Source organism: Cupriavidus sp. 05N39, assembly GCF_056397325.1.
The window spans coordinates 24,606-43,839 of the sequence record NZ_JBFTNE010000033.1; the positions used below are offsets into that span (position 1 = coordinate 24,606).

At 62.7% G+C, this 19,234-nt stretch carries 18 protein-coding genes; 4 read left to right on the forward strand and 14 right to left on the reverse strand.

All coding sequences use genetic code 11. The features are described from left to right. Window positions 1-231 precede the first annotated feature (231 nt). The 4 genes from AC1DN0_RS17360 (at window position 232) to AC1DN0_RS17375 (ending at window position 4,246) form a co-directional block, all read left to right on the forward strand. Window positions 232-1,263 carry a CAP domain-containing protein gene (locus AC1DN0_RS17360; protein WP_477145867.1) on the forward strand — a complete coding sequence of 344 codons (1,032 nt, stop codon included), beginning with the start codon at window positions 232-234 and terminating at the stop codon, window positions 1,261-1,263. Window positions 1,264-1,409: 146 nt separating this feature from the next. Then, window positions 1,410-2,051, forward strand: a complete 642-nt coding sequence (locus AC1DN0_RS17365) for a hypothetical protein (protein ID WP_477103123.1) — start codon at window positions 1,410-1,412, stop codon at window positions 2,049-2,051. 1,116 nt (window positions 2,052-3,167) lie between these two features. Continuing rightward, the gene (locus tag AC1DN0_RS17370; protein WP_477103124.1) at window positions 3,168-3,833 is read left to right on the forward strand and encodes a DUF433 domain-containing protein; all 666 of its coding nucleotides are present in this window, start codon (window positions 3,168-3,170) and stop codon (window positions 3,831-3,833) included. Continuing rightward, window positions 3,833-4,246 (forward strand): DUF5615 family PIN-like protein, encoded by a 414-nt coding sequence (locus tag AC1DN0_RS17375; RefSeq protein ID WP_477103125.1) that lies wholly within the window; start codon window positions 3,833-3,835, stop codon window positions 4,244-4,246. The genes AC1DN0_RS17370 and AC1DN0_RS17375 overlap by 1 nt, the downstream gene beginning before the upstream one ends. A 54-nt stretch (window positions 4,247-4,300) precedes the next feature. Here the strand turns inward: AC1DN0_RS17375 and AC1DN0_RS17380 are convergent, their stop codons facing one another. The 14 genes from AC1DN0_RS17380 to AC1DN0_RS17445 all read right to left on the reverse strand — a co-directional run bounded on the left by AC1DN0_RS17380 (window position 4,301) and on the right by AC1DN0_RS17445 (window position 19,144). Next, entirely contained in the window at window positions 4,301-5,647 is a 1,347-nt protein-coding gene (locus AC1DN0_RS17380) for a shufflon system plasmid conjugative transfer pilus tip adhesin PilV (protein WP_477145868.1), read from the reverse strand. A 111-nt stretch (window positions 5,648-5,758) separates the two neighbouring features. Next, entirely contained in the window at window positions 5,759-6,376 is a 618-nt protein-coding gene (locus tag AC1DN0_RS17385) for a type II secretion system protein (protein ID WP_477103127.1), read from the reverse strand. Window positions 6,377-6,572: 196 nt separating this feature from the next. After that, entirely contained in the window at window positions 6,573-7,700 is a 1,128-nt protein-coding gene (locus AC1DN0_RS17390) for a type II secretion system F family protein (protein ID WP_477103128.1), read from the reverse strand. A gap of 29 nt (window positions 7,701-7,729) precedes the next feature. Further along, the gene (locus tag AC1DN0_RS17395; protein ID WP_477103129.1) at window positions 7,730-9,508 is read right to left on the reverse strand and encodes a GspE/PulE family protein; all 1,779 of its coding nucleotides are present in this window, start codon (window positions 9,506-9,508) and stop codon (window positions 7,730-7,732) included. A 16-nt stretch (window positions 9,509-9,524) separates the two neighbouring features. Beyond that, a complete protein-coding gene (locus AC1DN0_RS17400) occupies window positions 9,525-9,983 on the reverse strand; it encodes a hypothetical protein (RefSeq protein ID WP_477103130.1) in 459 nt (152 codons plus the stop codon). Window positions 9,984-9,998: 15 nt separating this feature from the next. After that, window positions 9,999-11,276: a hypothetical protein gene (locus tag AC1DN0_RS17405; protein WP_477103131.1), complete on the reverse strand. Its 1,278-nt coding sequence runs from the start codon at window positions 11,274-11,276 to the stop codon at window positions 9,999-10,001. 13 nt (window positions 11,277-11,289) lie between these two features. Then, the gene (locus tag AC1DN0_RS17410; protein ID WP_477103132.1) at window positions 11,290-13,056 is read right to left on the reverse strand and encodes a type II secretion system protein GspD; all 1,767 of its coding nucleotides are present in this window, start codon (window positions 13,054-13,056) and stop codon (window positions 11,290-11,292) included. A 43-nt stretch (window positions 13,057-13,099) separates the two neighbouring features. Continuing rightward, window positions 13,100-13,561 carry a toxin co-regulated pilus biosynthesis Q family protein gene (locus AC1DN0_RS17415; RefSeq protein WP_477103133.1) on the reverse strand — a complete coding sequence of 154 codons (462 nt, stop codon included), beginning with the start codon at window positions 13,559-13,561 and terminating at the stop codon, window positions 13,100-13,102. A 73-nt stretch (window positions 13,562-13,634) separates the two neighbouring features. Further along, window positions 13,635-14,261 (reverse strand): hypothetical protein, encoded by a 627-nt coding sequence (locus AC1DN0_RS17420; RefSeq protein WP_477103134.1) that lies wholly within the window; start codon window positions 14,259-14,261, stop codon window positions 13,635-13,637. Continuing rightward, on the reverse strand, window positions 14,258-15,526 hold the full coding sequence (locus AC1DN0_RS17425; protein ID WP_477103135.1) for a TraB/TrbI/VirB10 family type IV secretion system protein: 1,269 nt from the start codon (window positions 15,524-15,526) through the stop codon (window positions 14,258-14,260). The genes AC1DN0_RS17420 and AC1DN0_RS17425 overlap by 4 nt, the downstream gene beginning before the upstream one ends. Continuing rightward, the gene (locus AC1DN0_RS17430) at window positions 15,526-16,338 is read right to left on the reverse strand and encodes a TrbG/VirB9 family P-type conjugative transfer protein (protein ID WP_477145869.1); all 813 of its coding nucleotides are present in this window, start codon (window positions 16,336-16,338) and stop codon (window positions 15,526-15,528) included. The genes AC1DN0_RS17425 and AC1DN0_RS17430 overlap by 1 nt, the downstream gene beginning before the upstream one ends. After that, window positions 16,335-17,045 (reverse strand): VirB8 family type IV secretion system protein, encoded by a 711-nt coding sequence (locus AC1DN0_RS17435; RefSeq protein ID WP_477143670.1) that lies wholly within the window; start codon window positions 17,043-17,045, stop codon window positions 16,335-16,337. The genes AC1DN0_RS17430 and AC1DN0_RS17435 overlap by 4 nt, the downstream gene beginning before the upstream one ends. A 154-nt stretch (window positions 17,046-17,199) precedes the next feature. Further along, window positions 17,200-18,525, reverse strand: coding sequence for a type IV secretion system protein (locus AC1DN0_RS17440; protein ID WP_477103138.1), 1,326 nt, complete (start codon window positions 18,523-18,525; stop codon window positions 17,200-17,202). A gap of 16 nt (window positions 18,526-18,541) precedes the next feature. Next, window positions 18,542-19,144 carry a hypothetical protein gene (locus AC1DN0_RS17445; RefSeq protein WP_477143671.1) on the reverse strand — a complete coding sequence of 201 codons (603 nt, stop codon included), beginning with the start codon at window positions 19,142-19,144 and terminating at the stop codon, window positions 18,542-18,544. Window positions 19,145-19,234: the final 90 nt, after the last annotated feature.

A 19,234-nucleotide genomic window follows, 5' to 3' on the forward strand; every position in this document is an offset into this window, starting at 1 on the left:
CTATCGCAGTATGGGTACATCCGGCCCACGCATCGCGCGTGAAAGAACTACAGAAGAATAGCGGATTCGATTGCTACGGAAGTGTGCAACCATTCTTCCCCACTTACGGGGGATGCTATGCCTCAAAGTGTGGTCGTCGAATCGGTGCATGCTAGAGTTGCACGGACAAATGTTCGCGATAAATTGAGGTTGTGCTTCAAAGCACCAACCCATCGGAAAGGTCAATCAATCATGCAAAAGACAATCCTCATTTTGTCCATCGTTGCTGCGCTGTCGGGGTGCGGTGGTGGTGGTAGTGAAGCCGTCAATACTCAGCCGTCGACCAGTTCCCCTACCACGCCCACAACACCTACAACCCCTGTTACGCCGGCAGTGCCCACGTCAGTTTCTCCGGCCACGAGCGTCCCTGCTCCGACGTATGCCGCCACTGATGAACGCTCCAAGCTGTTCGCGTTGCTCAATAACTACCGAGTGCAGATGGGTGTCGGGGCGCTCGCGCAGGATCCGCTCCTCGACATCGCGGCCCAAGCCCACTCCGACTATATCAATATGAACGGTATCTTGCTGGCACATGCCGAAGATCCGCTAAAGCCCGGCTACACCGGTGCGAATCCTCGTGACCGCGCAACGAAGGCAGGCGTCCCCGCATCCACTTGGGTAGCGGAGGATATCGGCGGCGGTGGTTCTGCAGCTTCATGCATCATCGGTCTAACGAACAGTGTCTATCACCTGCAATCACTAACTAGCAATGCTGAGTCAGTTGGACTTGGTTTCAAAACCGCTTGCGTGATTGAGCTTGGCACATTCACCGGACAAACTGGAGTGTCGACGAACAGCGGCACTCCAGTGGGAGGCGGTCAACAGATGTCAGCAACTGCCATTGCCTATTCGCCACTGGACGGAGAGACCATTGATCGGGCGCTGGGCGGTGAAACGCCGCAACCTGCACCGGACATCGCCAATCCCGGCCATCCAATTATGGTCCGGGTTCGCGCAGATCTCATCTCGGACGTGCTGAGTGTCGGGTCGTTCACGCTTGTGGATGGGAACGGGGCTTCGGTCCCCGGTCGAATTCTGATAGCTCCGAACGCGAAGTCGGCATCGGTTGGGTCAGCCGTGACCGACAGCGGGCTGAACCCTGGGGTTGCGTTTTTCATCCCCCTGACCCCGCTTGGCTCTGCAGTCACCTACACCGCGACGTTCAGCGGCGCGCGCAACGGCGTGCCGATCAGTAAGAGTTGGTCCTTTAAGACCTATCCCTAAAGCAAGTTCTGGATGGCCCGCTTCGGCGGGCCGTTTCTCGTAACCAGCGTAGCGCCATCTACAAAGGAGAGCGGGCACTGGGGCGACGCCACGCGTCGTGCGCTACCCCTCCCTGGCCCTACAGCCGAGGTCTCCCGCGCCAACGGATGAGTAAGCAAACTATCACGGCTATTGTCGGATTTATCCTGGCGATCACAGTAACAGCTTGCGGTAAGTCCACCGCGAACTCCCAGAATTTCGGCACAGCCATCAGCACGTATTTAGCGGAAAATGGAGAGCTCTGCCTCGGATTGAACAAGTGGCCGCTGGACATCAAGACAGAAGATTTCACCGACAGCGCCTGGCGCCGGCCTGGTAGCCCGGTAACGAAGATGGACGCTCTGGCCGCAGCCGGGCTTGTGGCCTATTCAGAGGAGACGGTGGACCTTCGCAGTTCCGATGGCCGGAGTCCTTACCTCCAGAAGATGCGTCGCTATAAACCAACTCCAGCAGCGAAGCCATTTTTCCGCACCGGCTCGCGCGGCCAAGGAATGGCGGACGCCGCCGATGGTGATCTATGTTACGGCAAAAGAAGTCTCCTAAATGTCACGAGATGGGAAGGCCCTGAGACTGTCCTTGGTACCCAGCGGGCGCTGGTCCATTACACCGCGAAAGTCGATCTCGCTCCATGGTCCAACTTGCCTGACGTTCAGGCCGCATTTCCCAAGCTCAAAGGGAGCGCTGCTGGCGAACGCGCTGAGATTCTCCCTGTTGTGCTTACGGACCGGGGCTGGATCGTCGCATTCTAGTATCCTCATATGCACGGATTGCGTTGGACGTGCGGCGCTTTGCGCACTAGTGAGGCCACGCCCGCAGCAATGGATCCAGAAGGCGCTAGGCGAGAGACGTGCTTTGAGGGAGGCTTCGAAGCCAGTTTTATCCCCCCAAAGCGGGATTAGATAGCTTCTCGAACAGCCCTATGCTGGAACAGTCGTTAAGCCCCCCCGACTTAGTCGACACACTCCGTGAAGTCGCCGATCCTAGCTAGGACGGCGACTCTTTTTTCCTTGCGTGTGCGATGGTGCCTTGTTGCCCTTCCGCCATAAAATCGACATGCCAGCCGGTCCGAATTTCCCTTGAGGAATTGAGAACGTTCGCCGCAGTGTTAACTGATGGGTCTCTGCTTAAACACGCGACCTTGCGCGTCATCGCTGAGCAAGAGGATCGTCGGCGCCGTCAGGAAGCGAAGGCACTTGAGCAACTAATGCAGCACGACTAGCACGTCAGCTCGTGCGCGAGAAATCGGCTAGGCAGGCCCGCGAGCGCTGGCCGCTGTTTTGGCCTCAAGGCGAGCGGATCGCTGGGACGAGGTAGCACCGGTTCTGCGCGGCTGCGACCATGTACCGGATGTGCCCGCCTAGCACGTGCCCTCATGGCGGGCGCAGAGCAGCCGACATGCCGCTGCCGACCTACACCGGCAGCCGTCGCCAGCGTCCGTCCCAGCAGCCGAGCCCCATGTCGCTCTGTCCCGCACCGTCCCGCTTTCCCGCAGCCCCGAAGGTTGCTCCACCGGCGGCACCGGTACTGCCCCCCCGAGCTGGCAACCGTCTTTGTCCGCCAGGACGTCCGCGGGAGGCCGTCAGGCATCCCTGCGCAGGCACCAGGCCGCAGCTCGATCTTTCCGCGATGCCGGAGGCCGCCGACGCCTGTCTGCACGACAGCAGCATAGTCCCCCTGCCAGGACCGGCGCCGAGCAGGCAGTCCGCCCCGCGGGCGTCGTCGGCGCCCGTCCCAGAGACCAAGCCGCCTCAGCCGTCCCGCTGCCCCGAAGGGCGCACCTGAGCAAATGTCCCGCGCTGAGCCCGACACTCAGACGAAATGCCCTATAATTATTCCGGATATCTGGAATATTTAATAGGTACCTCATGAGACACTCATCATCTTGGGTCCCCTCGTCTGAAGTTGCCTTCATTGCGGGCCTTACGGACAAGGAGATCAACCGGGCCGTCGACGAAGACGTGTTGCCTCACGATCTGGTAGATCGCGAGGATGGGCGTCAGTTCGCCCGCATAGTTGGACCGTTCGCAAAGTTCTATTTCGAAACTAGCGATGATCTCAGCAAGTCCTTGCGCCGCAGAGTGCTTGAGATTCTCACGGATCGGCTTTTGAGCCGAGGTGATTCTGAGATCTTTCTAGCGTTGCATTTTCCGCTCTCCGCATTCGATTGGAAGGTCAAACTCTCATTTGGATCGATCGAGCTGTCCGACTTCATTCTCGTAGGTCTGGATCGTGCCGCCAGCGTCGAACGGGCTAACCGGAGTATCACGGAGGACCCGGCTGTCATGGGAGGTGTCCCTGTATTTGCGGGCACGCGAGTGCCGATTGACATTGTGACAAGTTCCAAAGCTGCCGGACTAAGCCACGACCGCCTTCGGGAGGCCTACACATTTCTAACGTCAGATTTGATTCAGGACGCTGAGGTCTATCAACAAATCCATCCAAGGCGCGGCCGGCCTCGCAAACTCGCAGATGCCAATCCAACGTGGAAAGTTCAGAGCACTAAGATCGTACGTCCAGGAAGCTCACGATAATGGGCTTTAAGTTCCTCATAGACGAATGTCTCTCTCCGGACCTGGTTTCGATGGCGCTATCTGCTGGGCATCCTGAGACCACTTGCGTGCGGAACCGGGGCTGGCTGGGCCTCAAGGATCATGATCTGATGCGCCACGTTCTGGCCGAGGACTACACATTGGTGACTCACAATGCGCGGGATTTCCGAGGACCTACCGGCGGGCCACCGAGCGGCATCCATGCGCGCGCGGAGATCCACGCGGGACTTGTTTGCCTCAATTCTGAGTTTCCGATGGACCTGATCCGACAGCGAGATTTGTTTGGTGTCGTCTTGACGGAACTGGGGGGTTGCGACGACCTTGTTAACACTGCTATCGAGGTCTTTGAGGCTGCAGATGGGCAGATCTCGATTATTCGATACAGCATCCCATAGCCGATTGAAAAAAAGCCCCGCCAGCGGGGCTTTTTCTCGATCAGCATCCCTCGCTCAATAGGCGCACCCCGTCGTGAGGATACCGACCAGTTGTCCGCCCATGTTAGCGACGTCATTGCCGCTATACCAGCCGCTAGCGGACCTTCCAGAAGCCTGCGCGTACCACGTGTTCCCGTTGTCCACCGCAGCATAGTAGCTGCCCTCGATCGTCGGCATAACATGGCCCGTCCCATTCACGAGTAGTAGCTTCCCGGTATACAGCGCCCACGGGGTGCCACCCGGGCAGTTGTCCTTGGCGAAGATCATGCCGTCCGTGACGTTCTCGATCTTGCGGGTGACCGTCATCGCCCCGAATGCCGTCGTCAGTAGCTGATACTGCCCCCCTCGGCAGATGAAGCCAACGTTGCTGCCGCTGGTTGCTATCTGCCCGTTGGTCCCGCAGGCCATGCCGGCGATGATATTGGCGACGGCCGTGCCGACTGGCTGCCAGATGCCATTGCCGCACACCACCAGGCCGGTGCCGTTGGCATTGGTCCGTGTTGATCCTGGCACGGTGCAAGCGGTGTTGGCCGTTGCCGTGCCGCGAAGATAATTCTCCCCCGTTGTCGCCACGTCCTTCGATTGAACGGTCCCGGTCGGATTGGAAAACCCAGCCGCGTTCAACGTCGACGTGTTGGTGCCGTCCGTGACCGTGACACTGCCGTTGCACTTAACCTTAATCTGGCCGTCAAAGCTCGTGATGCTCACGCAAGGCCCGATCAGGTCTGACGCGATATTCGCGTAGCCGTAGCTGCCGAACCCGACCCGAATGCCTAGGATCCCGGCTRGTGTGCCGGCGACCGGATTCGCGGTGCTGCTGCCCCCTGCCCCGGTCAACACTGCCGGCGCCGCCGGGAACGAGATATAGCCGTCGGAGCCGATCGTCGAGCTCGCCACGGCCAGGAGCGGAATCCGCGGCCGCCCTGCCTCGTCGTTCAGTGCCTGCGCCGAGTAGGCAAGCCCCATCACCTCGCAGTTCGCTCCAGGGCATGCCTGTAGGGCAAGCTGAACCTTGAGGGTCTGGCCGAGCGGCGTCCGGAGGCCAAAGCCAGTTGGCAAATACTGCGTGGCGATCAGTTCCTGCACTGTTGGCGCGAGCGCATTCGCGAACCCGGGTACCGCGCCGGCTACGACCTGAGTCTTGTTGCCCACCACGTAGCGATTGACGGCGGTGCGTATGGTGGTGGCATATTGGCCTGCACCGATTGCTTGGTTGTCTTCGATCTCGCGGATCATCTCCGGCAGCTTCACCGTCGCAATGATCATGGCCGCGATAATGAGGTACAGCCCCATCTCGATCATCAGGAAGCCGCCATCGCGGCGCTGCCGGCGAGCGGCCCTATGGATTCGGAGCTTTGGCATGGATGATCGCAAGATGGATGTCGCGTTGGTGGAACTGTGGCGCGGCTCACGGCCGCGCCACCGGAGACTGCAGACGGCCCGACGCTAGTATTGCGCGCCGGACTCAGGTGGTTACAGCGCCTTGATGACCAGCGTGTTCTTGTCGTTCGAGCAGGCAATCTTCGACGGGTCGACGACGCCACCGACCGCCTTCACGACCGAAGCGGTACCGCCATTCGGTGCGATCGACAGGAACGCGACGCTGCTGGCCAGCGCGGACACCAGCGGCAGGCAGGCGCTATCGGGGATCTGCGTCAGCGCATATTGCACCGAGTCGCCGGCCGTATTGACGGTGCCCGTGGTCACCGTAAGCGTGCCGCCACCCAGCGCAAGCGTTGGGGTAGCACCACTCGCGTTGATGCTACCCAGGCCACGGAAAAAGCCGCCTGATGTGAGCGCCGCATTGGTGACGTTGGCGTAGTTGCCCTGATACCCTTGCTTGACCTTGCCGATGAGACTGGTGAGGTCGCCGGACAGCGATGTCGCTTGGCTGGCGGAGCTGTTGCTGGAGAAATACAGGATCACACCGACCAGGGCGAGCGCGACAATGACCAGTACCAGGCCGACTTCGACCATGCTGTAACCGGCCTGCGCGCGCATCAGGGTCAGTTTGGAAGCACCGGCGGCGCGAAGGCGCTGCAGTTCTGCGCGATGAACGGCGCGACGGCGGGATAGCGTTGAGGCTTGCATACGAGGTAGCTCCTTGAGCGGAAATGGTCCTGGGTGTAAGGCCGCGATGCGCCGCCTTCGAGACACAGTTTCCCTGTCGGTGCCCGCAATCTCGGCTCGAATGCGCTAGCAAAGTCGTCCTGATTCGGCGTGCCCGCGCAAAAGCAAATCGGGGTGCCTTGCGGCACCCCGACGTGATTCCCAGCCAAGCGTCTGCCTAGCGCTTCAGGCTCTTGATCTGCGCTTGGTTCTTGAAGTCGTTGATCATGAACAGCGTCGAGCCATAGAGTCCGAACATCAGCACCACGCACGTGAGCATCAGTGCGAACCGGGACTTGCCGGCCTTCTTCTGCATCTCGACTGGGGCCGTCGTCATGATGAGCGCGCCGACCTCGTTGAGCATCGTCGACAGCTCCGCGTATTCCGCGATATCCACCACGCGGTAATAGTTGCGCTCATTGACAATGCCCGTGTTGAACAGCGCGCCCTTGGAAGTCGGCTCTTCCTCCATATTCCGCATGATCTGGTCTATGTGCCATGCCAGCCAACTCACCGAGTTTTGCCGGATGCGCTGCAGCGCGTCCGCGATCTGGATGATCTGCGAGCCGATCAGCTTGGTGACCGAGCCCAGCGCCACAAAGAAGGCCGCGCCCTGGAAGTCCCGGTACATCTCATAGGGCAAGAAATGATTGTCCAGCCACGCGCGGCCGGGCCCGGTGTACCGCGGCAACGACCAGAAGATCCAGACAAGGACGGCGGACACGACAGCGATCTCCAGTGGCCACCAGGTGCGGATCAGCGTCGCCGCGCCGAACAGGAAGCTGGGCAGCAGGCCGATGGATGCCGGGTCGGCATTCGCCGTCATGGCCTTCTCGAGCTGCGGCATGACCATGAATGCCTGAATGGCGAGGAAGACGTGCAGCAGCACGATCAGGACGAGGCCAGAGGCCATGGTCATGATCATTTCCTGCTTGGTCTTGGCCATCGCGACGATGTTTTCCCCCAACGACTGCAGGCCGGAAGCCAGGTCGCCGGCATTCTCCGACACGGCCAGCAGCGTCAGGTCCTCGTCGGGCACAGTGCCACGAATCGATTCGGTAAAGGTGCCCGTCTCCGCGAAACGGATCAGCCAATACTGGGCCATCTTGCCGATCGCACGCTTCTGGTACCGCTTCGCATAGTTCTCCAGGAACTGTGTGATCGGCACCCCACGCATGGCGCGCATGCTCTGCGCGAGGTCGACGTAGAATTCACCGCGCTCGCTGCTGAACTCGTGCTTGGTGGTAAAGCCCACCGAGTGCACCTTGGCAACCGGGTCCGATGACGACTTACGAAAAAATGGCATTGGATGTCTCTAGTGCGTGATGGAACTGCCTAGGCCACGCGGCGCAGGCCCGTCTCGGAGGCGAGCTGCATTTCGTACTGCTCGAAGGTGCCGAACTTATATTCGACCTCGCGCGGATCGATCTCGCCGCGGGAGACCTTGAACATCGAGACTTCCAGCACCGTCTTGCCCGTGCTGGCCTCCTCATAGAATCGGGACCGGTTGAGCGAGCGCACGTAGGCCTTCAGCTCCAGGTTCTGCCGCTCCCGGAACATCTTGAGCATGGTCTGATCCAGCTCGATCATCTCGGCGACGACCGTTCTGCCCTTGACACCATGCAATTCCGGCAGCCCGGCCCGGCGGCAATGCGGGCAGCCCTCTGGATTGGCGAACCGCAGGACCTTCCGGTCGATACCAAACACGCGCTCGATGCGGGCAAGATACGCCTCGCTGATCCACTTGGCCTGCACATGGTCAACCTTGCACTTGGGACAGTTGATCGGCAACAGCGCCTGGTACACCAGCAGGTTCATGAAGCCAGGTGTCGCGATCACGTCGCGCGGGATGCCCAATTCATCGGACGTGAGGCGCATGGTGATGGTGTCGATGGCGCTCGGTGCGTGCACCGTCGAGAAGGCGCGGTGACCGGATTCAGCGATATCTCGGAAGAGTCCCGCGCTTTCATGGTCCCGGATTTCACCGATCAGGACCGCATCCGGGTCCATCCGCTTGAGCTGGCGCTTCACCGCCAGAAACGGGTCGTTGCCAGTATCGTTCATCGACCGGGACACGGAGAACTGGGTGGTGTCCGGGATGATGTACTCGACCGGATCCTCCACGGTGTACTTCGCCATGGTCGACGGCAACATCGTCATGATGGTCTGGGCGGTGGTCGACTTACCCGACCCGACCACACCGGCGGTGATCGTACCGCCGCCGAGGCGGCCGATGGTACGCTTCCAGGCCGCGATCTGGTCKGGCAGGTAGCCGAGCTCCTCGAGCGTGCGAATCGACTGGGCCTCGTCCTGGGTCAGCATCCGCATGACGATCTTGGTGCCCTTCGCGGACTGGTTGGAGGCCCAACGAAACAGCAGGCGGTGGTCGGCAACATCCGCCCGGATCTGGCAGGCCTGCGGCTTGTTCTCGTTGAAGGCGTTCTCCGAACCAGAACGGCTATGGATGTTGTAGAGATACGCCGACGTATCCAGCAGGTCGCCAGTCTTGATCTCGAATTCCCGCGGGCGGATCAGCTTGCCGTCGACCCGGAAGCCCACCTTGGACCGCTCCTGCAGCCGTTCAATCTCGAAGTGCAAGTCGGAGGCGTTGGTTTCGACCGCGAACCCGACGATGTTCTCAAACTGTGACCAGAGTGCGGAGTTTCTGTTGCGCGAATTCAGTCCGCTGGCCAGCGCTTTCGTCTTCGGCTTGTTCTCCATCACCCCATCGCGGCATAGCTCCACCATCACCACGGTCGACGCGATGTAGTAGATCGGCTCTGCGGCCTCGCGTTTGAAGGAAAGGGCCTTGATCAGCTCGTTGGCGATGTCCGAGTTGATCATGTTCTCGGTCAGGATCAGCGCGAAGCGGTTGGCCTCCGTCTCAACGGGGCAGATGTAATGCCGGAATGAGGCCTGAAGGTTGATCTCCTCGTACAGCTTCTTGGTGAACGGCGGCAGGTCGTCAATGTGTTCGACCGGCTTCGGGGCCGTCTGGTAGCCGCCGGCCGCCGCGCTGGCGCGGCGGCCATGACTAGCGGCCGGCGTCGCCGGCGCCAGGCTAACGGAGAGCGGCGCCTGTGGCGTCTTCCTCCCAAACAATCGATTGAGCACGGTCGGTCCTTTGGAATCACATCGTGGGAGCCCAGACGGTGTGTCCGCCCTTGCCGCGCTGCCCGACTGGGGCGAGGACCGCACCTTCTGCCGTCAGGCGCCGTACCTGGTAACCGGCAACACGCGCGCCGGTGCGGATCGGATAGATGCGGCCGTTCCAGTTGAGGCGTCCGTGATAATCCATAGTGCCGTCCGCGTTGCTCACGCCGTAGATAGCCGCCACATACGGCTTCGCTTCCACCGCAGGCGCTGCGAGAACACCTGGGCCGCCTGCCGGCGCTGCCACCGCCACACCCGGGGTGGCGATGCCGGCCACGCCCGCGCCTGGCTTGAGCAATTCGTCGTTGAGCCGCTTGATCGTGAGCTTGTTCTCCAGACGTTCAATTTCCCCCACCGTCGGGACGTCGGTTTGGGCAGTCGCCGCCTGGCAGAGCATGGCCGCGGCAAGCGCGGTGATAATTTGGGTCGTCTTCACGGTCAGGTCCTTTTCTTACTTGGTGAGAACCGCGCCCGCCACTTTGACGGTCGCGAACGATTCGGCAGTGCCAGCCTTGCCATTGCGCTCCAGGTTGAGGGACAGCGCGGTGAGGTAGGCATACTCGGGGAAGGTCTTCAGCACCGCGGCAGTGCGAAGTGGCAACTGCACGGTCCACGTCGCCTCCCGGTACAGACCTGGCACTGCATCTTCGGGAACGCCATCAGGAAGCCGGAAGGGCTTGATGTTGCCCATCTTCGGTTCCGTGCCCAGCACGGCCATCTTTTGCAGTGTCGGGATAAAGTCCTGTGTCAGTTCGGCCCGCGATCGGGCGAGCTTGAGCACGTCCCCAACCGTCTTGGTGCTAGCCAGGGGCGCCGTGATCGAAACCCGCACCGTGCGCTGGTCTGGGTCGAATGCTGCGGACTTCGCCCACTCGGCTGGGGCCGCTGCCAGGAAGCTCTCATTCGACGCCTGGGAGAAGTTGCGTTCGAGCCGGACCACACAGCCCAAGCGCGGGGTGTCCTTGGGTTCGCAATCGACCGACTTCACGCCCCAGCCGCCGACCGACACCGGCAGTCCCCTCACCCAATCCAGGTAGTCATTGATACCCGTGGCGAGGAACAGCGGCGAGGCGCTGACCACGCTGAGCGCTTGGGCATATTGTTCCGCCGGGGTCTGCGTCTTCCGCACCGCCTCTTCCGCGAGCTGCGTTGCCCGCCACTTGCTGTAGGTTTGCCAGCCGACGCCGATGCCACCGAGCAGGACGAGCAAGGCGACACCCTGGATTGGCGTGACGCGCAGTTTCGGCCGGCGCATGGCAGCGCTGGGATCCGCGAGCAGCGCCAGTTCCAGCAGGCTCAGCGTCTCGATGCCATCCAAGCGTGCATCGCCGATCAGGCTGAATGGCTCGCTGCCACAGATCTTGGTGAACTCATCGATCAGCGCCTTGACCTCCGCGGCACGCAGAAAGGCGTGATCGAAGCCCTGGCGTGGCCGCCGGTGATGAATCCCCACGGCAACATAGCCGTCCTGACCGGGAATCTCCGACACGTACATCAGATTCTGCACCCCCGTCGCGCGCAGGATCAGCTGCGCGCCGGCGTAGACCGTCGCCCGCTTCGCGGGGCGCTTGGTCTTCGCGGGCAGCAGGCCAACGTATTGCCCGGCACGGTCCGCCCACAGCATCGTGGCGCCGGCCTTGCGCGCGACCGCCTCTTCACTGCCTTGCCGCAGCAGCACTTGCCACTGCAGGCCAAAGGCCACCGACTTCCCATCAATGGTGAGTATCACGATGCCCCCGCGCTCAGATATCGGCGTCGCGGATCACCGCCGACACCAGCACGATGGTGGTGGTCCGGGTGCGGCTCTGCGTAAGCGAGCCGCCAAGGGCCAATGGCGCGCCGTCGCCCATTGTGCGGCGGTCGTACTGCGAGTTGACGCGGTCGAAGCCCGTCAGGATGAGGGTCTGCCCATTCTTGATCGGCACCTCCTGCGTCGAACCCTCCCCGTTCACATTGGGCAACTGCACGGATTGGGCGCTGCTGCCGCTGCCAGACACGAACGTCTGCAGGCTCTGCAGCACGGACTGGTCCAGCGACAAGGTCAGCATCACGCTGTCCTTGTTGGTGGCGTTGGGGAACAGCACCAGTTTCAGGCCGGTGGAGTCCTGCGCGGTCTGGATACCGGGGGTGGAGCCTCCGCCAGAGATGGAGGCCACCCCCGGCGTGGTGTTGCTCACGTAGGAGAACGTGTTGCGCACGTTGTAGCTGATCGCGTGGCGGTTGCGCGTCGACAGCGGCAGCTCGGTGGAGGTCTGGACCCGGCCGATCTCGGCCAGCGCGCGGATGATCGCCTGCGTGCCGCTGCCCGCGCCCGACATGATGTTCAGCCCCAGCGTGCCGGCATTGCTGCTCACCAGCGAAGCCGGCGAGACCGCCGACAGGCTGAAGGCAGGGATGTGCGCCAGGGCCTTGGTCAGCAAGGCATTCCAGTCCACCCCGCTCTCCCCGGTGTCGGTGGTGGTGATCTGCACCGTCTGGACGCGCAACAGGACCATACGGGACAGAATCTTGATCTGTTCCTTGATGATCGCGTCAGCACGCTCCACCGCATCCTGCGTATCGGTGATCGTGATGGTGCCGGTGGCCTGGTTGGCATTGATCGTGCCCACCCGGGTCAGCACGCTGTCGGCCGCTTCCTTGATGGACGTCAGCTCGTTCAGGCCGCTCGCCTCGCTGCGCACCGCGTTGGCGGCCTGCTGTGTCGTCAGCGCATTGCTGTTGTTGCTCTGGTAGGTCGGCCCCGACAACGCCGTCGAATAGGAGTTCGTGGCCGGGGAAACGGGCAGGTTCCAGCTCTTGGTGACCAGGCGGTAGAACTTGATCGCATTGGCCTGATCGTCGTACTTCCATTGGATCTGCAGCCGGCTCGCGATGTTGTCGAGGATCTGCGCCAACGGCGCTTCCATCCGCGGGAAGTCCAGGTCGGTAGGCGAGTCGGGCTGAACGATCCCTGCGCCGCCACCCGGTGTGGGCAGCGGCAGCGGTGCCGGCGGCAAGCCACTGCCTGCCGTCGGCGGTAGGCCCGTGGGCGACGGCAACGGCACCGGCGGGATCGGCTGGGCGCCCAGCGTACCGACCTTGGCCGCGCCCGTATCCATCGTGCCGCTCTTGGGCATGAGCGACAGCGCCGCCAGGTAGACGTCCGGCGTGATGCTGACGGTGATACCCGTGACCAGGCCGATGCGCTGCGCCGCCTCGGCGAGAGACACCCTGCCGGTGGGGAACAACACGGCCGTCTTGAAGCCGCGTTGCAACGCGCGCGGCAGACGGACGTCCCGGGCCAGCGGCACCGATTTGCCGACCAGGTAAGGACGGTTGACCTCTTGTGCCTGCTCGACGTAAGCACGATTGGCATCGATCGCGCGGTTGATCTCGGCCCGCTTGGTATCGGCCTTGTTGGCGGCGTTCTGATACTCGCCCATCGCGCGCTGAGTCAATTCCGGGGAAACGCAGCCGGCCAGGGCGGTGGCGGCAGCCGCGCACGCGGCGAGTTTGAAGGTGATATTCATTGGTTTCAATCCTTGGTGGGCAGGCTGTCCCTTGCGGCGCGGCTTACTCGGCGCGATCACACAGGGCTGTGGCCGGGATGACGCGCACCACGGCGTTGGTGTGGAAGCACGGCTGCACTGCGGCATCGCTCATGTCTGTGGCACGCAGGACCTCCCGGACGGCGGACTTGAAGTCGCCCGGGAACTGATCGCTGCCGACCAGCGGTATGTCCCGCTCGGCGCTCCAGACCAGCGACCAGCCAGCCGCGCTGGCCCAGCGGGTCAACAGCATGCGCACGTTCTGATCAGCGGGAGTCACTTGCCACCCCGATTGGGCCGGTGCTGGCACCGACGCAGAAACGGGTACGGATGCCTCGCGCTGAGCGATCCGCTCTGCGATCAGGTCCGGTTGTGCTGTGCCCTGGGGGACGCGCCCGCTTTCGCGGACGATGAAGTTGGCTGCGCCGGCTGAACTCGAGACCATCAGGCCCAGCAGCAGGGTCGCGCACGTTTGTTTGATGGCCATCTCGACCTCTCCGTTGAAGAAATTGATACCTGCTCGACGCGGGCCGGGTGGCACGCCACCCATCCACGCTGCTTCACTTCGATGCCACCGGCGACGCCGGCGACACCTCGTTCCAAAGGGAATGCACGCGCATGATGAACTCGGGGTCGCCTGCCGCACTGATCGATGTCCAACCCTTGGCCTTCGCCTCCGCGATCACCGCCCGGATCTCGTCGTCGGAGGAGCCGGGGACGGCGAGCCGCGCGTCATCCGCAGCCGCTGCGGTTGTCACTGGCGCTGCGGTAGGAGCGGTGCGATCCGCCTTTGCCTGCACTGGCGCTGGGGCGGCTGTGGGAGCGGGCGTGGGCGCCGCGACGGGAACCGCGGCTGGGACCGCGGCTGGGAGCGGGGCTTGTGTCGCGGCAATCTCGCGCGGCGTAACCAGATCCACGACATAGGCCTGGCTCGAGTTGCCCGTGCGACGGATCTCGTAGCGGCGGCCGTTTGCATACGCGATGATCTCCACCGGCATGCCGCGCACCAGCAACGCATCCTGCCGACGCACCGCGTCAGGGACGGTCAGGGCAACACCCGGATGGGCCTGGATGTACGTGTTGACCCCGTCGTTGAAGACGATGCGCACGGGCGACTCGGCGCCTTGCGCCAGCGCGCAGGTCGCCGCGCCGGCCAGGAAGAGGGAGGCAATGGCTGTCTTGATCACTTTTCTGCGCTCCATGGCGACATGAGGGTGTCCCGTGACACCACAAACAGGAACTCGGAACCGGCATCGCCGGTGAGCGTTGGCTGGATATTCAGGTTGCGCTGGAGCATGGTTCGCACCGTCTCGGACAGCGACTGCGCGAAGACGGAGCCACCCAGTTGCGTGCCGCCGGCGCCGACATTCACCGTGACGTTCTGCGAGGACTTGGACGCCAGCAACGAAGCCGCACCAACCACCAGCGAGCTGCCGAAGATCTTGAGGAAGTGGTTGTTGACGTCAGCATCCAGGCCGGACATCCCTTGCATGTCAGTGGCGGACGCGCCGGACAGTGGGATCCACGTGCCGTTGGGCAGGATCAGCCGTTGCATCGCCAGAAGCACGCGGGTCTGCCCGACCTGGACTTCGTTCCGATAGACACCCACCAGCGTCGAGCCAGCAGGAATCAGCGGAACGCGCTGCGTGACCGAGTCGTAGACGGTCGACGTCACGCGAGCGGTGACCTTGCCGGGCATGTCGCTATTCACGCCCGTGATCAGCACGCTCCGAACCACGGTCCCCTCATAGACCGCGGCCTGCCCATAGGCCGGCTGCTGCCGATTGGTCAGGTTCGGCGCGTCGTTCGCGGCTTGCTTCAGGAACGCGCTATCGCCAGACCGAACGCTCGCTGCCGGCTGCTGTTGGCCAAGTTGCGACAGCAGCCCGAGTTGGCGCTCGGCGAGGGCCTCCGCGCTGGCCGGCCCCGGTGCCGCCGCTGTCTGCACCAATTGCCCCCCGGCAGATGAGTCCGTGGCACTGGTCTTCTTCAGGGTCACCGTGGCCCCGGTCGCGATGGGCGCGGCCCAGATCTCTTCCTCGCGGCTGGGGCCACCAGCGCCGACGGCTGGGTCCGGCGTAGCGAGCGCGCGCGAGGCCGCGCTTCCGTTCCCCATCGGCGTCGGCATCGGCGCGGGCGTGCTCCTCCCCTCCGCTGCCGGCGTGCTTGCGCTCGCGTCTTCTTGCAGATCGCGCAACAGGCGCTTGCCGGCCAGTTCCGGTTCCGGCAAATCGGCTTTCGACACGGGCGCTGGCGCCGCCACGCTGCTCGGGGACTGTGGCCAGAACATCCACGTCACCACAGCCGCTGCGAGGAGAATCAGTCCGAGGATATGCAGATTGCGGCGTGCCTTGCCCTTGGTCAGCGACGGCGAAGGCTCGCTACTCGCGACGGGCCGCGGCGCCGCCTTACGCGCATCCTCGGCGAAAGGGTCTTTGAGATCCGGCGCCATCAGTTGCCCCAGCTCCACCGCGCGGTCTTGCGGATCACCCGCACTTCACGCTTGCCGAGCTTCAGCAGCAGCTTGTTGGCGACGCGATCGACCACCACGTAGTCGCCCTTCACCACGTAATTCACCAGCGACGGCTTGTCGTCTTCATAGAGGAAGACGCCAGGCTGGTCCTGAACGCTGGGCAGCCGGAGGAAGGTTTGCCGGCCGTCGTTGAACACCGTGGTTGGCTTGAAAGGGGCGTCGCCCTCCATCTCATAGCCGAACTCATAGGCCGTCGGATCTGGCACGCCACCCAGCTCCTGCGATTTGAGCCGCGCCTTATCATTTGCCACGGTCTCAACCTTGTCCCGCTCCTTGAGCGTCAGAGCAGCCTCCACCTCCGGGTAGTGGAAGGTCACCTTCTGGAAGCGCTTCGCGCCCGGTTCGCCCGAGCGCAACTCGAGCTGGTAGGTGCGCTTGTCGGTCACCACCGTGAGCGTCGTCACCAGATTCGGTCGCAGCGGCTTGATGTACAGATTGCGGGGCCCGCCACTCACGCGCCACTGAATCGAATCCCCGATGGCCGGCATCTCGACCACGCCCTCGCCTGCCTCCAGTTCCAGGTGCRTGATCATTCCGGGCGTCGTCAGCACCCGGAAGATTGCGTCGGGACTGTAGGTAAACATGACGATGCGACTTTCGTCCGGCACCTCGATCGGCAGCGCGGCGGCCGACACCTTCTCGTCGGCCGACGCAGCAGGCTGGGGCTTGGCGTGCGCCGCCGGGACACAGATGGCGGCGCCGAGAAAAATGGTCAGGAGTCGTCGCTTCATTTCGTCGCTTCATCATTGAGGTTGAAGCCGGTGATGTAGACGCCGGCGGGATCTTTGAGGATCTCTTCGCGCGTAGTCGGCTTGACCACGTTGAAGTTGATCGTCATGGCATAGCTGCGCGATTCGGGCGCGGCGCCGGGCGCCCGGCGCGTGGTGGTGCGAAACCGGATCAAGGCAGCGTCGCTGCCCAGGAAGTTGATCGAGAGGTTCTCGTACTCGCGCACCAGCCGCGGGTTGTCCCGCAGCAGCACGAGCGGGTTCTCCTTGCGACGCAGGTCACGCAGCTGGTCGCTCGCCGTGCCGATCGTCTTCGAGGCGGCGCGCGCCAGGTTCGCCTCGACCGTCGCCCCGTTGATGGCAAACACCTGTTCGACCCATAGGTTCAGCGCGTATGACAGCGCGGGCTGGTCCGGCACCCAGGCGCCCGATTGGTTGGTGTCGATCACCCGGCGCCCGGAGTCAGACTGGTGGATCACGACGGGCTCCACCGTCTTGAGCGGAAACAGGCGAATCGATGCTGCGCCGTTTGCGACTAGCGCCACCGCCTCGATGCACGCGACCAGGAACCAACGGTTGCGCTCAATGCGCGAGCCGGCGCCCATCTCATAGTGGACACGGCGCGCGGCCTCTTCGGGGGGACCGGGTGTGAAATCAGGCGGGGCCTTGCTCGCGGACCCCGCGTTCACGGATTTGCGGAATAGGTTCATGAGGCCCATTCTTGGACCAGTGGGAACTTTTTCCGCTTCGAATGCTGATGCGAATTCGCTCTGATTCGGAATTCGATAGGGCATGTGGCGCGCGACCAAAGAAGAGGCCCGCCGAAGCGGGCCGTGGTGTGCCTGGACACGCAGCGTATGCGCGCTAGGACTTGCCCCTTCGGGCAGCCATCCTGCTCGCAGCGCGCTGGCCACTGGTGCTGTTCACGGTCTTGAATGGCCGGGCCTGTCCTTGCCCTCCCTTTGCCGAGGGTCCTCTGGACCCCGATCCTCCGCCACTGCGCCCGAGCAACTTGTTCGTGAGCATCGTAGCGCCCGCGGCTGCGGTCTTTACGCCTGGGATCTTCATCGCCACATCCTTCAGGACGCCTCCTGCCTCGCCGGCAGCCTTAGCCGTGCTCTTGCGACCATCCCCAGTCACCACACCGAGATTGCCTGGGAACAGCGTCGAGACAATCTGCGGGATTTGCCCGAAGATCCGTGACGCGATCAGCGACATACCCAATATCGCGAGCGCGTCCAGCGCCACTGTGAGGCCCCCGTTCCCTGCGACCGCCGCGAAGTGCATCGTCGTGCTAAGTCCGTCAAATGGCGCCGCCAACAACTCAAGCACAAGGGCGGCAAAGAAGTTCAGAAGGAGCGCCTGAATCAGGAAACCCACCCAGCTGCTGATCCAAGGCCGCGTCCAACTGGAAGCACCGAAGGCGATGAAGATGGGGCCGACTGCCGCACCCACCGCAGCAAGGAACGGCCCCAGGAAGATCACCGCAACGATGTCTACAATCGCCCTGATCATGACGTAGGTCGCCATCAACAACAGAGCAATGGCCACAACACTCCCAAAAACTACCCCAAGCGTGGCGAAGCCAAACTTGGCGCAATAGAAGGCCGCTACCACATTTGTGAGGCCACCCATGAGTGTATTCAGCATCGATCCCACAAGCTTCAACACCGCCACCCAGGGGGACGAAGCTGCGGACGAGATTAGCTTACTGACACCCACCAGGGCGTCGACAAACTGATCGTAGTAGCCAAGGAAGAGCGCGACGACCGATGCGGGCAACACGACATCGATCACGACTGTAATGGGGGTGCCTTTCTCGGTACCCAGCGCGACGATCAGGCCCCATAGCAGGGAAATCAGTGCAAGCGTCCCGCCAACTACTTTGGCGGGCACCATGAGTTTGGCTGCGGTGCCTTTCGCCTTCGTCAACAAACTGCTCTCAAAGCCCTCAAGGACCTGCAACTTTTCGCCGATCTTTTCCATCCCGGCGAAGTAGTCTGGGGCGGAGTCACATACTCCGGAGGATGCATCGGGCTTCGCCTTGCCTGCTTTTATCGGATAGCCAATGTAAGGGCCGGTCTCGCTGCCGATATCTGCGCTGGCCTGGCCGAACGCAGGAAGCGTACCGGCCAACAGTAGGGTGAGCGCGGCGAACAGCCGCAGGAGGATGACGCTGAGCGGAGTCATTGGTGAGAGCCGTGCCCTATTTGATGCCAAGCTGCTGAAGCCGTTGGCTGATACCTGTGGCGTAGTCGATTGCGTTACGGTCGGCAGTCTGCGATTGCGCTGTATCCGCCGCCTCCTTCTTGGCAGCACTCGCCAGTTGCGCCGAGACAGCGGCTGACTGCAGCTGGTTCTGCTCGATGAGCGTGTCCAGCGCGGCGGTCGCCACCTGGATCGCCTGGGTGGCCCCGGGCACGTTGCCGATCTCGTTGGCGATCTTTAGGCGCTTCTGCTGCGCAATCTGGATACCCTGGTTGAGCGCCTCATGCTTGTTGATCAGGTTCGCGGCGTTCGCATTGCCCAACGCCGCTCGCTGCGTGATCCCATTCACAAAACTCCCGAAATTGTTGGTTTGCGACGCCCCATACAGGGCCGTCACATCGCCGATGAAATCGGTCTTCTTGCCCAGGGCCTGCAGCAGGGCATCGTCGGCACCATTCAGGCGTCCGATCTGCGCGACCATCTGTTCTGCCTGCGCCAGGTCGCTGATCCCCAGTTCGCGAAGCTGGATCATCTTGCCGGAGTTGATCACCATCTGCACCGTTCGCGCCGCGTTGGCTACCGCGATTGCCTCCTGCTTCACAGTGGACGCCGCCGTCACGGAGGTTTGGATCCAGTTGGTCGGATCGAAGACGATCCCGCCGCCGCCGGCATGGGCTTCAGTGCCGGCAAT

What these genes read in the sequence shown, in the direction of transcription:
- AC1DN0_RS17385 (WP_477103127.1), bottom strand. Translation starts at nt 6,376, where the DNA reads ATGCAAGCCTCAACGCTATCCCGCCGTCGCGCCGTTCATCGCGCAGAA.
- AC1DN0_RS17415 (WP_477103133.1), bottom strand. Translation starts at nt 13,561, where the DNA reads ATGGCCATCAAACAAACGTGCGCGACCCTGCTGCTGGGCCTGATGGTC.
- AC1DN0_RS17365 (WP_477103123.1), top strand. Translation starts at nt 1,410, where the DNA reads ATGAGTAAGCAAACTATCACGGCTATTGTCGGATTTATCCTGGCGATC.
- AC1DN0_RS17440 (WP_477103138.1), bottom strand. Translation starts at nt 18,525, where the DNA reads ATGACTCCGCTCAGCGTCATCCTCCTGCGGCTGTTCGCCGCGCTCACC.
- AC1DN0_RS17360 (WP_477145867.1), top strand. Translation starts at nt 232, where the DNA reads ATGCAAAAGACAATCCTCATTTTGTCCATCGTTGCTGCGCTGTCGGGG.
- AC1DN0_RS17390 (WP_477103128.1), bottom strand. Translation starts at nt 7,700, where the DNA reads ATGCCATTTTTTCGTAAGTCGTCATCGGACCCGGTTGCCAAGGTGCAC.
- AC1DN0_RS17375 (WP_477103125.1), top strand. Translation starts at nt 3,833, where the DNA reads ATGGGCTTTAAGTTCCTCATAGACGAATGTCTCTCTCCGGACCTGGTT.
- AC1DN0_RS17425 (WP_477103135.1), bottom strand. Translation starts at nt 15,526, where the DNA reads ATGGCGCCGGATCTCAAAGACCCTTTCGCCGAGGATGCGCGTAAGGCG.
- AC1DN0_RS17370 (WP_477103124.1), top strand. Translation starts at nt 3,168, where the DNA reads ATGAGACACTCATCATCTTGGGTCCCCTCGTCTGAAGTTGCCTTCATT.
- AC1DN0_RS17410 (WP_477103132.1), bottom strand. Translation starts at nt 13,056, where the DNA reads ATGAATATCACCTTCAAACTCGCCGCGTGCGCGGCTGCCGCCACCGCC.
- AC1DN0_RS17435 (WP_477143670.1), bottom strand. Translation starts at nt 17,045, where the DNA reads ATGAACCTATTCCGCAAATCCGTGAACGCGGGGTCCGCGAGCAAGGCC.